11 protein-coding genes are annotated in these 13,024 nt (G+C 36.3%); 4 read left to right on the top strand and 7 right to left on the bottom strand.

Annotated features, from left to right (window positions below; genetic code table 11):
- Positions 1 to 14: 14 nt before the first annotated feature.
- From RUH95_RS07845 to RUH95_RS07815, 7 genes are all read right to left on the bottom strand, one after another.
- A complete protein-coding gene (locus tag RUH95_RS07845; protein WP_313892299.1) occupies positions 15 to 863 on the bottom strand; it encodes a carbohydrate ABC transporter permease in 849 nt (282 codons plus the stop codon).
- 15 nt (positions 864 to 878) lie between these two features.
- A complete protein-coding gene (locus RUH95_RS07840) occupies positions 879 to 1,760 on the bottom strand; it encodes a carbohydrate ABC transporter permease (RefSeq protein WP_313892298.1) in 882 nt (293 codons plus the stop codon).
- Positions 1,761 to 1,859: 99 nt separating this feature from the next.
- Positions 1,860 to 3,230: a carbohydrate ABC transporter substrate-binding protein gene (locus RUH95_RS07835; protein WP_313892297.1), complete on the bottom strand. Its 1,371-nt coding sequence runs from the start codon at positions 3,228 to 3,230 to the stop codon at positions 1,860 to 1,862.
- A 79-nt stretch (positions 3,231 to 3,309) separates the two neighbouring features.
- Positions 3,310 to 4,200 (bottom strand): ROK family protein, encoded by an 891-nt coding sequence (locus tag RUH95_RS07830; protein WP_313892296.1) that lies wholly within the window; start codon positions 4,198 to 4,200, stop codon positions 3,310 to 3,312.
- Between the two features lie 199 nt (positions 4,201 to 4,399).
- Complete coding sequence (locus RUH95_RS07825; protein WP_313892295.1) at positions 4,400 to 5,377, bottom strand: Gfo/Idh/MocA family protein; 978 nt, start codon at positions 5,375 to 5,377, stop codon at positions 4,400 to 4,402.
- A 130-nt stretch (positions 5,378 to 5,507) separates the two neighbouring features.
- Positions 5,508 to 6,809 carry an alpha-glucosidase/alpha-galactosidase gene (gene melA, locus RUH95_RS07820; protein ID WP_313892294.1) on the bottom strand — a complete coding sequence of 434 codons (1,302 nt, stop codon included), beginning with the start codon at positions 6,807 to 6,809 and terminating at the stop codon, positions 5,508 to 5,510.
- Between the two features lie 45 nt (positions 6,810 to 6,854).
- Positions 6,855 to 8,030 (bottom strand): ROK family transcriptional regulator, encoded by a 1,176-nt coding sequence (locus RUH95_RS07815; protein WP_313892293.1) that lies wholly within the window; start codon positions 8,028 to 8,030, stop codon positions 6,855 to 6,857.
- A gap of 260 nt (positions 8,031 to 8,290) precedes the next feature.
- On the opposite strand from RUH95_RS07815, the gene RUH95_RS07810 reads away from it, so the two are divergent.
- Genes RUH95_RS07810 through RUH95_RS07795 form a run of 4 tightly spaced genes read left to right on the top strand, consistent with a single transcriptional unit; the run spans position 8,291 to position 13,001 of the window.
- Entirely contained in the window at positions 8,291 to 9,475 is a 1,185-nt protein-coding gene (locus RUH95_RS07810) for a galactokinase (protein WP_313892292.1), read from the top strand.
- Positions 9,472 to 10,476, top strand: coding sequence for a UDP-glucose 4-epimerase GalE (gene galE, locus RUH95_RS07805; RefSeq protein WP_313892291.1), 1,005 nt, complete (start codon positions 9,472 to 9,474; stop codon positions 10,474 to 10,476). The genes RUH95_RS07810 and galE overlap by 4 nt, the downstream gene beginning before the upstream one ends.
- Positions 10,473 to 11,948 (top strand): UDP-glucose--hexose-1-phosphate uridylyltransferase, encoded by a 1,476-nt coding sequence (gene galT, locus RUH95_RS07800; RefSeq protein ID WP_313892290.1) that lies wholly within the window; start codon positions 10,473 to 10,475, stop codon positions 11,946 to 11,948. Before galE ends, galT begins: the two co-directional genes overlap by 4 nt.
- Before the next feature lie 15 nt (positions 11,949 to 11,963).
- The gene (locus RUH95_RS07795) at positions 11,964 to 13,001 is read left to right on the top strand and encodes an aldose epimerase family protein (RefSeq protein WP_313892289.1); all 1,038 of its coding nucleotides are present in this window, start codon (positions 11,964 to 11,966) and stop codon (positions 12,999 to 13,001) included.
- Positions 13,002 to 13,024 lie beyond the last annotated feature (23 nt).

Below are 13,024 nucleotides of genomic sequence, written 5' to 3'. Positions count from 1 at the left end.
CCTTTAAGCTTCGCTTATCCTTTTAAACCACCCATTGACATACCTTCTGTCAATTTTTTCTGAGTTAATGCATAAAGAGTAATTGTTGGAAGTAATACTAGAACAAGACCAGCAAATAGCGCAGCCCAGTCTGTTGCAAATTTCTGTACTTCCATTAGATTAGCGAGCCCAACAGGAATTGTTTTCTTTTCGTCAGTTGAAATTAATACTAACGCAAGTGCGTATTCATTCCAAAAAGTAAAGAAGTTAAAAATGACAACAGTTAAAATTCCCGGCCTTGCTAATGGAATAATAATGCTTATTAACGTATGGAAATAGCCACTTCCATCCATCGCTGCCGATTCTTCAAACTCTTTCGGAATAGAACGCATAAACCCTGTTAGCAAATACACCGAAAATGGAAGTGCACCAGCTGCATACACGAGACTTAGCCAAAAACGATTATCTAGCATATGAAAATTGTTCATCATGAGAAATAATGGAATCATAATATAAACTGGTTGGATAAACAATCCCGCCATATAAAAATTATGCAAAAACTTTCTTCCTTTAAAATCAAATCTCGACAGTGCATACGAGGTCGGAATAACTAAAATGAGTAGTAACGCCATCGAAAGACCCGTTACAAAAAAAGAGTTTAATATAAACTCTCCCATATTAGACTCCGTAAATGCTCGAACAAAGTTACTGAAATTTAGTACAGCAGGTAATCCCCATGGACTGCTCATAATTTCTTTATTCGTTTTCAAAGATGCGATCAAATTCCAAACTAGAGGATAAACAAATATAAATGTAGCAGTTAATAGAAAAATTCGTACAAGTACTTTTGAGCCTCTTTGTTTAATGCCTTTATTTCCGCTCATCTTTACACCTCAATTCTAATGAGTCTCGCGTTCTGTTAATTTATTGCTAATAAATGAAAGTAATAAAGATACAGAGAAGACAATTACAGCAATGGCCATCGCATAACCGAAATTGGCGTTTACAAAAGCCTGTTTATACATATAGGTCAGTGCAACTTGCGAGGAGTTATTTGGTCCCCCTCCAGTCATGACGATGACGAGCACGAAACTAATGTTTAACACACCATTAATGCTAAAAATTATCGTAATTCGAATGATTTCCCATAGCATAGGAACGGTAATTTTGAAAAATTGTTGAACCGCATTTGCACCATCCAATGACGCTGCTTCATATAGCTCTTTTGGAATACTATCCATACCAGCTAGATACATAACCATATAATAACCGACAGCTTGCCATACCATTACAAGCGCAATCGCCCATAAAACAGTATCTTTACTGCCAAGCCACGTTAAGGCGAACTGCTCTAATCCCATCCAATTTAGAACTTCATTCACAATCCCCATATTAGGATGATAAATGAAGGCCCAAAGAATCCCGATTACGACAAAGGATAAAATACTAGGGAAAAAGAAAATAGTTCGATATAAATGTTTTTCTCTTAATTCACCTAACGATAAAATAGAGGCAAACACTAATGATAAAAATAATGTAATTACTGGAACAACTAACATTAGAAAACCAGTATTTTTTATTGATTGAAGGAAAATATCATCTTGGAATAATTCGATAAAGTTTGCAAACCCAATAAATTGTTCGTTGTTTCCAAAACCTGAGCTACTGTACATGGATTTAATGAATACTTGTGTTACCGGATAAACAATAAATATTGAAAAGATGAGCAATGTCGGTAAAATACAAAATAATATAAAAGCTGCTCGCTTTTTATTTTTCATTTAAATCACCTACTTTCAAAATCGACTTTTATGTATTTATAGGTAGAAGCATCCCCTAATCTATTACTAGAGTAGGGGAATGCACATACATCTACTTGATTACTTTTTTTCTTCCACTTTCGAGTAGACTTCATACATTTTGTCTGCCCATTCTTGTACAGTCATCTCTTTGTTCATAATACTAGCAACTTGATCGAATAGTACTTCACGTGGGTCAACATTTACTCCAGCAGGTACTGGTGCAAAGTTACCAGACATTGAATACATACCTGATTCAACTGCTTTAAATACATTGTAAGATGACTCTGATAAGTATTCAGCAACTATATCTGATGCTCCAACTACTGCCATCGACGCTTTTGTTAATTCACCATTCAATTTAATATTTTCTTCCGAATACATAAATCTTAAAAACTCTTTTGCAAGCTCAGGATTTTTAGCATCTTTCGGAATATACATTTGTTCAACTGAATTTAATGCAAGAAGTGGATCTTTTGCATTGAATGTTGGTACTCCAAGGAAACCGAATTCAAAACCATCTTCTCTTGGTGCTTCAGCCATTTCCCCTTCAAACCAGTTACCATTAGGGATAAACATTGCTTTCCCTTGCATGAAAGAAGTTTGTGATTGCGTATGGTCTAGTGCAACCGTTCCGTTCATCAGTGCATTTTCTTCATTTGCAATTTTTTCAAAGATTCCTAGTACAGTAAGTGCAGTTTCTGATTTCCAAAATTCTGGATCATACTCTAACATTTGATCTAACGCTTCTTGTCCACCTAGTGAATAAACAGCTGGAATAAGAATTTCTTCTAAATAAGAAGGTACCGTTCCTTGATAAGTGAATAGTGCACGATCATTTTCTTTTGCTACTGAATTTAATGCTAATAACTCATCCCATGTTTTCGGTAATGCAATTCCTTTGTCGTCAAACAATGTTTTGTTGTACCAAAGTCCCATTACATTGTAGTTATACGGAGCCATATAAATTTTACCGTCGCCATACGGTGACATATAAACAGATTCTAAAACTCCAGGTAATATTTTTAATGCTAATGGCTTGTCTTCATCAATTGCGTTGCCTGCAAATAAATCTGTTAAATCTGTTAAGCCTTGTTCTTTAATCAACCCTTGTGTTACACCAGATGGATCTGTTTGATTAAGATATACAACATCAGGTGGTGTACCAGCAATAATTTTTGGTCTAATGATATTACCAATGTCTGGATTTGCTGTTACATTTACTTTTGTACCAGGATTTGCTTTTTCAAAGTTTGCAGCCAACTGTTTCCAAAATGCATCGCCGTAACCACCTTGGAATACTGCAACTTCTAACACTTCGCTTTTAGCTTCTGGTTCCCCATTTTCTGGTGTAGTTGCTTCGCTACTTCCTTCTTTTTCGCTACTGCAACCTGCTAAGATTATTGTGAAGATGGCAAGCAAGATAAACATTTTACTAAAAATAGATTTCATTCTCTGACACTCCCCTTGTGAATAGTAGAATTTCCAGCTTACTAGAAGACACCTAAATGTGTACTCACCTCCCTAAATGTTAAAAAAATCCTTTTAACCCTGCTCCAACAACACCAGAATCTCCCTTCAAACTGCTTATATATAAAATTTCAAGACTATGTAGTTGTTCAGGAATCAAATATTTTTTCAATGCCTCTTTAATTAGTTCTAATAAAAAAGGATTGTTATTCATAACACCGCCACCAAAGACTATTTTGTGCGGATCTAGCAAACATATAATAGAATAAACACCATGAGCTAAAGAATCTGCTATTTCAAGCATCAGTTTTGTAGCTTCCTTGTCCTCTTCTTTATACTTGGAGAAAAAATCAGCTGTTGATATATTTGGATCGTTAAATCGTTTCTCAGCAAGCTTTTTAATACCTGGACCTGAAGCTACTTTTTCTAACGCTTCGATTTGACCGTTTGCTATAACCGGAAATAAACCAATTTCACCAGTAAAACCTTTACCACGCATAAATGCCCCCTCGTGGATAACAGAGCAAGCAATTCCTGTACTAATCGTGATGTAAACGAACGTATCTTGCTTTGTTGCATTGGATACCTTCCACTCTGCAAACGCTGCCATGCATACATCATTGTCTAATGTAATATTTTCAATTGATAGATGTTCTTGCAATCTGCTTACAATCGGAAAGTTTGTCCAAGGTAAATTATTTTGGAAAACAGCAATGCCGTTCTCTCTATCAATTTTCCCCGGCACTCCTACACCAACACCTTGTATTTCCTGTAAAGTAGTTTGTGATTCTTCAAGTATTTGATCAATACTTTTAATTACTTGCTCAAACATTTTTTCCTTATCGGTAGGATCACTCGGCACTTCTGAACGATTTTGTATTTTCCCATCTCGATCCATCAACACCGTCGCAATTTTCGTTCCACCAATATCGACACCTAATGAAAATGTCATATGATCACCACACAATCTTCTTTGAATACGCTTACACAGTTCGCGAAAAAAATATTTAGTAAAACTTTAACTAAAACTAATACTATCACGAACTAATTATTCTGTCTATACAGAATAATTAGAAATAGCATAAAAAAAGTAGAGCAGAAATTTAATGATTTCCACACTACTTTTTATTTGCTATAGAAGAACGTTGATTTCAATAGTCCAATTTGATAGAAGAACCTTTCAAATTGGATTCTAAAGCTGCTAAAGTTGCTTTATGCGTTTCATATGCATCTTCATAATCAGATAAAATCCCTAATGTGTTGCCTGTTCGAACTGCATTGATGAAAACTGCATTTTCTCGTTCGTAAGGATTAACCACATCAATAAATTCCGATTTTTCACCACTTTTTGTAAGTTCTAAACGATTGGGCGTCCATTCAAGCATACCCTTATCGGTGAATAAGGAAATGCCGGTTTTCTCTATATTTTCAGGGAGAATACAAGTATTCGATATATTTGCTACAACTCCACTTCGAAGTTTCATCGTTACCGTTCCTACATCTGCTACAGTAATCGATTCATCTTGCGCAGAAAGAATACGATTACCAAATACTGCGTACACCTCTTCTATATCACCACAAATATAGCGTAATAAATCTACAATATGGGTTGCCTGTTCAATAAATTGTCCACCAGAACTAGCTTGGTTTCTCCACCAAGGTACTTTAGGCATACTACTCATATATTGCCCAAGTACAATACCAATATTTTGGTCATTTAGTGCACTTTTTAGATGCGTAACCGAATCACTATAGCGATAATGGTAGCCCACAGATGTGAGCAAAGGCTTTTGCTTGAGCTCGGTTAATATCCTTATAGGAATTTCATTATCTTGACTCAATGGTTTCTCTACAAAAAATGGAATTCCTCGCTTAATCAGCTCCAGCTCTATCTTTCCATGTGCCATTGGTGGGACACAAATGTAGACAGCATCTAAGGAATTGGTGTCCAGCATTTCATCTAACACATCATATCCTTTTGCATATGAAAACTTTGAAGCCATTGCCTCCGCTTTTTCCAAACTTGTGCCATAAATAGCGGTTACTTTAACATCTACTAATTCCGATAAAATCTTTGCGTGGAACATACTGAAATAGCCAGTTCCTATCATCCCTACTTTAATTGTCAATGGTACCCCTCCACTACTTTTATATTAGTAATTTCATGCTAGAGTAATAAAATAACGAACCTTCCTGCAAAAAACGTAGGAAGGTTCGCTTCGTTAAATGATACAGGCCTTATCAATGACTTACGATCGCTTATATATATTTTGGCAACCAATTCCCATGTGCTTCAATTAAATCGTCACATAAGGAAACAATTTCATCAATAGATAATTCAGCTGAAGTATGTGGATCCAACATAGCCGCATGATAAATATGTTCTTTCTTACCTGTCATTGCAGCTTCAATTGTGAGCAGTTGCGTATTAATATTCGTTCGATTTAAAGCTGCTAATTGTTCTGGTAGGTCCCCTACATATGTCGGTGTTACACCACTTGCATCGACTAGACATGGAACCTCCACACAAGCATTTGTTGGGAGATTGCTAATTAAACCACCCGTATTAAGTACATTTCCACCAATTTTAAATGGTTGATCGGTTTCCATAGCTTCAATTATATAAGAGCCATATTCTTTCGTACGACTATGCGTTAGATTTTGATCATTAACTAAGCCCTCACGCATTTTTTGCCAACCCTCAATCTGATTGATACAACGTCTCGGATATTCATCTAAAGGAATATTAAAACGGTCTACTAGTTCAGGATATTTGCTCTTAATAAAATATGGATGATATTCGGCATTGTGCTCAGATGACTCGGTCACATAATAACCAAAACGATTCATTAGTTCATATCTAACCATATCAAGATGTTTTGTCTTTTGTTTTTCTAGAGCTCTTTCTTTGATTTCCGGATATAAATCTATCCCATTTCTATTAATTTCAAGTAGCCAAGCTACATGGTTAATCCCAGCAATCTTCCATTGAACATTTTCTGTCGGCATATCCAAACCTTTTAGTAAATCATTTGCACAGTCTTGAACACTATGACATAAGCCAATCGTCTTAATATCACTGTATCTCAGCATAGCACCTGTTAAAGCAGCCATTGGATTCGTATAGTTTAAGAACCATGCATCAGGACATACTTCTTCCATATCTTTTGCAAAGTTCATCATGACAGGAATTGTTCTTAAACTACGGAAAATCCCACCAATTCCAATTGTGTCTGCAATTGTTTGGCGTAGACCGTACTTCTTAGGAATGTCAAAGTCAATAATAGTACTCGGGCTATACCCACCAACCTGAATTGCGTTAATCACATATTTTGCGCCTCTTAAAGCTTCTTTCCTATCTGTATACGAAACAATATTTACAGATGATCCTAGATTCTTTTTCATATTATCCAGCATTTGTTGCGAATCTTTTAGTCGCTCATGATCTATATCAAATAGAGCTAACTCGAAACCTTGTACAGCAGCCACCATCATGCAATCACCTAGCACATTTTTTGCGAAAATCGTACTTCCAGCACCTAAAAATGTAATTTTAGACATGTATAGCCCTCCATTTATGAATACTAGTTATCTAGTGTAGTAAATTTAACTCGGTTCAAATAAATCAACCAGAAGTAATGACACTGCACCAATTAATGTAGCATCGTCTCCAAGCCTAGTTATCCTAATTTCAGTTTGTTTTGCTTCGGGTGTTAATGCACACATTTTAATTGTGTTAAGTATTACCGGCAAGATAAACTTCTCAGATTTAGTTACACCTCCTCCGAGGACGATTCTTTGCGGATTAATAATATGGATTAAATTCGTTAAACCTATGCCAATAATCCTTCCAGTTTCCATTAATATAGCTAAAAAATCTTCATTGCCTCTTTCAGCAAATTCATAGATTTTTTCTCCATTTATATGTGGAAAATCTTCATGATTTTGTGACATTCTCTGAGTTACTCTTTTCGCAATAGCAGGACCAGTAATAAATGTTTGCAAACACCCACGATTGCCACATGCACAAATTTCCCCATGAAGATCAATGATCATATGCCCTACTTCCCCAGCAATATCATGTGCACCATGATATAATTTCCCGTTAACAACAAGACCAGCTCCTACACCGTGACCTATGTTTACTGCCAACATGCTATCTAACTCACCGTGATCTCCAAACCAAGATTCTCCCAAAGCCATCGCACGTGCATCATTCTCTACTTTTACTGTTAGATCAAATTCCTTTTCTAGTTCTTCTTTAATTGGAATATTTTTCAGACCTAATATAGGGGCAAATAATGATGTACCTGTTTCTACGTCTACCACACCGTGCATAGCAACACCTATGCCGATGACGTCTTTCGTATTGGAAGAACTAGCTTGCAAAACATTACGGATACACGCCTTTAATGTATCTAAAAATTGATCATTGGTTATTGGTATTGTCAACATACTCGAATTTCGTTGCATAATTTTTCCTGACAAATCAGTTAAGACACACTCTATCATCTCCGGTCCCGCGTCAATGCCAATAATAGAAAATCCTTGATTGTTGATCAAGAGCATTGTTGGCTTGCGACCTCCTTGTGATTCCCCAAGTACACTTTCTTTCACAAGACCTTGCTCGATTAACTCTTTTACAACGCTACTAACTGTTGGAGGAGTTAATTTTGTATCCTTTGCGATTTGTGCCCTAGAGATCGGCGCATCCGTTCGTATTTTATTTAGTATGATGGATTTATTAACTGATTTCATCCATTGGAATGTGCCTAAACGCATAATAGAGCCCCTCCTTTTAAAAAACAATAAGCAGAAAAGGGACATTCCTACCTTGATAGTAGTGTAAATTTTGGAAAAATCAAACCAGTTAGAAGTACAATGCGAACTAAGTAAGTAAATTAATTTAATTAATAGATAAAAAGATATCATGAATTCTGAATAGCGTCAATTATCGTAATTACCTTTTAATTCATTTGAATATTTAAATGATTAGTAGTACACTTAGTTAAATTAATTTATTAACTATGGAGGTTGGTTCCGTGTCTAATTTAGATTTAATTCAACAATTTCAATTAACTTTTAATACTACTGCAATACCACGTACGTTTTTCGCACCAGGTAGAATAAACCTGATTGGTGAACATACAGATTATAATGGTGGGCATGTGTTTCCTGCTTCCATTTCATTCGGGACTTACGCACTTGCTATGAAACGTAATGATCAAAAGTTACGATTTTACTCACAGAATTCCCCTAATACCGGAATTATAGAATGTGATATGACAGATTTATCCTATAACGCAGCACATAACTGGGCGAACTTTCCAAAAGGAATGATTAAATACTTGGGTGAGAGTGGGTTGGACATATCAGCTGGGATGGATATTTTGTTTTACGGAAATATTCCAAATAGTTCCGGTCTCTCTTCTTCTGCTTCAATTGAAATGGTAACTGGCGTGTTATTAGAAGGTTTGTTTAATTTGAAAGTCGAACGAATCCAGATGATTCAACTCGCTCAAAAAGTAGAAAATAATTATATTGGTGTTAATAGTGGAATTATGGATCAATTTGCAGTTGGAAAAGGGAAAAAAGATCATGCGATTTTATTGAATTGCCAAACACTGGAGTATCAATATGCACCAATCCAATTAGATAACCACGCAATCATCATTATTAATACAAATAAGCAACGAACACTCGCAAGCTCTAAATATAATGAGCGTTGCCTACAATGCGAACACGCTTTAGCAGATTTACAAACAGCACTCCCTATTAGCAGTCTAGGAGAGTTGACGAAACAACAATTCGAGCAGCATAAACATCTCATTCAAGATGATACGAACTTAAAGCGTGCAAAACATGCTGTGTATGAAAATGAACGAACGCTTGAAGCGTTTAATGAATTGCAAAAAGGAAATTTAGAGAAATTTGGCCAATTAATGAATGAATCTCATCTCTCATTGCAGCAAGATTATGAAGTAACAGGCATTGAGCTGGATACAGTTGTTCAGGCTGCATGGGATCAACCAGGAACTTTAGGAGCTCGCATGACCGGAGCTGGCTTCGGTGGATGTGCAATTGCGATTGTCGAAAACGACAAAGTAGAATCTTTTAAAACCAATGTAAATAAAATATACTCGGAAACGATTGGCTATGAAGCTGCTTTTTACACGGCTGCTATTGGAGATGGTGCAAAAGAAATTACAGAGGAGTGTTCTAAATGAGCGTATTAGTTTTAGGTGGAGCTGGTTATATCGGTTCACATGCTGTTTATCAGCTAATCAACCAACAATTAAATGTGGTCGTTATTGATAATCTTCAAACTGGACATAGAGAAGCTGTCCATCCAAACGCAACATTTTATGAAGGTGACTGTAGAAATATTGAATTCATGCGTCATGTATTTAAAGCGGAATCAATTGATGCTGTACTTCATTTTGCCGCCAATTCTTTAGTTGGAGAATCAATGGAAAAACCTCTTGAATACTTCGACAATAATGTATATGGCACGCAGGTTTTATTGCAAGTAATGACAGAATTTGACGTTAAAAAAATTGTCTTCTCTTCCACAGCAGCGACATACGGAGAACCTGAATTTGTTCCGATTACGGAAGAAATGAAAACAAATCCGACAAGTACTTATGGTGAAACAAAACTAGCGATGGAAAAAATGATGAAATGGTGTGAGCAGGCGTACGGAATTCGCTATGTCTCTTTACGTTATTTTAATGTTGGTGGTGCACATGCATCCGGTGTAATTGGAGAAGACCATCATCCAGAGACACATCTTATCCCAATTATTTTAGAAACTGCACTTGGGCAGCGCTCTCATATAACTGTTTTCGGAGAAGATTATGATACGCCTGATGGAACATGTATTCGTGACTATGTTCATGTTGAGGATCTTATTGAGGCGCATCTTTTAGCACTTGCGTATTTAAATAATGATGGCAAAAGCGACATTTTTAATCTCGGAAGCAATCAGGGCTTTTCGGTTAAGGAAATGATCCACGCTGCGCGAATCATAACAGAAAAAGAGATTCCAGAGAAATTTGGTCCGCGTCGTGCTGGTGATCCAAGTACATTAATCGCAAGCTCTGATAAAGCTGCAGCAATATTAGGATGGAAACCGACACGAACTACTATCGAACAAATTATACAAGATGCTTGGAATTGGCATGTCCAACATCCAACAGGTTATCAAAAGGACGTGACGAATAAGTGATTTACCAACATATAAAAGGACTCTTGCAACAAGCACTAGACGTTGAACTAATCGCAATTGCAGATCAAACTTATGTACGTAATCAAGTTCTTGCACTCTTACATCTGAAATCATATCCAGAAACAATGGAACACCACACGGAAGAGTCAATTCCAAATCTTCTCGAAAAAATAATAGCGTACGCTGTTGAAAATAGCGTAATTGAAAATGTATTTGATGATAAAGAAATTCTGTCAGCTTCAATTATGGACTGCTTTATCCCAAGGCCATCAACTATTAATGAAATCTTTCAAGCGAAATATGCTATCTCTCCAGGGGAAGCAACAAACTATTTTTATGAATTAAGTAAAAACAGCAACTATATTCAGATGAACCGAATTAACAAAAATATTCAATTTAAAGCATCTACTATATACGGTGAGATGGATATTACGATTAATATGTCGAAGCCTGAAAAAGATCCTGAACAGATTAAAAGAGAACGAGAATTGAAGCATGATATTACGTATCCCAAATGCCTATTATGTATAGAAAATGAAGGTTATGTTGGACGTACAGGTTACCCTGCTCGAGCTAATCATCGCCTTATTCAAATACCACTACTCGACGAAATTTGGTATATGCAATATTCGCCATACGTCTATTACAACGAGCATAGTATTTTACTAGCTGAAAAGCATCGCGATATGAAAATTGGCAAAGAAACTTTTGAGAGATTACTTGCATTCATCGAGAAGTTTCCACATTATTTTATTGGTTCAAATGCTGATTTACCAATCGTTGGAGGCTCTATTTTAAGTCATGATCATTATCAAGCTGGAAAGTATGAATTTCCAATGACGAACCCTGAAACTGCCTTTACCTTTACACTAGAAAAGTTTTCCAACATACATGCATCTGTCTTAAATTGGCCATTATCAACGATTCGTTTGCAAAGTGATAATAAAGAACTTTTGGTCGAAGTGGCAGATTATATACTGACAGCATGGAAGAATTATAGTGATGAGCATGCACAAATCCAAGCATTTAGTGGTGATACACCTCATAACACAATCACCCCTATTGCTAGAATGCGTGAAAATAAGTTTGAACTTGATCTAGTACTTAGAAACAATCGTACAAATGAGGAACATCCATTAGGCATTTTCCATCCACACGCCGATGTTCATCATATAAAGAAAGAAAATATCGGGCTCATTGAAGTAATGGGATTAGCTGTATTACCTGCTCGTCTAGAGGAAGAATTAGCTGAAATTCAAAACTTTTTACTTGATCAACCATGTACTGTCCCTCCTTATCATGAGGAATGGGCAAATCAGCTAAAAGCGAAATACGGAAAACAATCAGATTTGGAGCAAGTCGACTCTATTTTGAAAAAAGAACTGGGCGACAAATTTGCAAAAGTCTTAGGAGATGCTGGAGTTTTTAAAGAACAAAGCGAGTATGAACGATTTATCCAAACGTTAAACTAATAGGTGGTCGTTGAAATGAACATAGAAGAGAAAAATATCGAAGGAAAATGGACATTATATACATTAACGAATGATCATCATATGTCTGTTCGTTTATTGAACTTTGGTGGAATTATAACTGAAATTAACGTCCCAGATCGCAATAAAAATATCGAAAACGTTGTACTCCGTTATGCAAAGTATACGGATTATGAAAATAATCCAACCTTTTTAGGTGCTATTGTTGGTCGAGTTGCTGGAAGAATTCAAGACGCTTCCTTTACCATTCAAGACCAAAATTATACACTCGAAGCAAATGAAGGCAAGCACCATTTACACGGTGGCTCTAAAGGGCTTCATCAAGTAATTTGGCAAGCTACCCCTTTTCAAACAGAAGACTCAGTTGGCGTAAAGCTAGCACATAATATACAAGATGCGGAAGACGGATATCCTGGGAATTTGACGGTCGTTGTGACGTACACATTGACGAATAATAATGAACTTATCGTCGATTATTCCGCAGTATGTGACAAAGCTACTGTGCTCACATTAACGAATCATTCGTATTTTAATCTGACCGGTAATGCTATGGAAACTATTCATAATCATCTTATGACGATGAATAGTAGTGGATTTGTTGAACTTAATGCAGAACTGCTTCCTACCGGTACTAAAATCAATGTGACAGATACTCCGTTCGATTTTCGGAATGGTAGAAAACTTGCTGACGGTATTCACTCTTCCTATGTACAAAATAAAATTGTTAATAGCGGATATGATCATTATTTTATTTTTGAACAAAACAGTCGGGGAAATATTATTATGCAGGACGATACAAGTGGACGCGTAATGACGGTACAAACAAATCAACCAGGAGTCGTTATGTATTCATCAAATAGTATGGACGAAGCGCTTGATTTGGTATTAGGTAAGTCGAAACGCTATCTCGGAGTTTGCTTTGAAACACAAGCCTCCCCCGCTTCCTTACATCATGAAGGTTTTCCAAGCATATTTTTAGAAGCTGATGAAAAGTATGAAAAACAAACCGTGTTTTCATTTCAAGTGGAAAGATAGATTGTTATGCTTCCCTGTGTCGC

The organism is Psychrobacillus sp., from assembly GCF_032154225.1.
In the GTDB taxonomy this organism is placed as follows: Bacteria; Bacillota; Bacilli; order Bacillales_A; family Planococcaceae; genus Psychrobacillus.
This window is presented reverse-complemented; position numbering and strand designations above follow the sequence as displayed.

Excerpts from the sequence above, each read along its gene's own strand:
- melA (WP_313892294.1), bottom strand. The coding sequence starts at position 6,809 with ATGTCTAAAATTACATTTTTAGGTGCTGGAAGTACGATTTTCGCAAAA.
- galE (WP_313892291.1), top strand. The coding sequence starts at position 9,472 with ATGAGCGTATTAGTTTTAGGTGGAGCTGGTTATATCGGTTCACATGCT.
- RUH95_RS07830 (WP_313892296.1), bottom strand. The coding sequence starts at position 4,200 with ATGACATTTTCATTAGGTGTCGATATTGGTGGAACGAAAATTGCGACG.
- RUH95_RS07845 (WP_313892299.1), bottom strand. The coding sequence starts at position 863 with ATGAGCGGAAATAAAGGCATTAAACAAAGAGGCTCAAAAGTACTTGTA.
- RUH95_RS07840 (WP_313892298.1), bottom strand. The coding sequence starts at position 1,760 with ATGAAAAATAAAAAGCGAGCAGCTTTTATATTATTTTGTATTTTACCG.
- RUH95_RS07815 (WP_313892293.1), bottom strand. The coding sequence starts at position 8,030 with ATGCGTTTAGGCACATTCCAATGGATGAAATCAGTTAATAAATCCATC.
- RUH95_RS07835 (WP_313892297.1), bottom strand. The coding sequence starts at position 3,230 with ATGAAATCTATTTTTAGTAAAATGTTTATCTTGCTTGCCATCTTCACA.
- RUH95_RS07795 (WP_313892289.1), top strand. The coding sequence starts at position 11,964 with ATGAACATAGAAGAGAAAAATATCGAAGGAAAATGGACATTATATACA.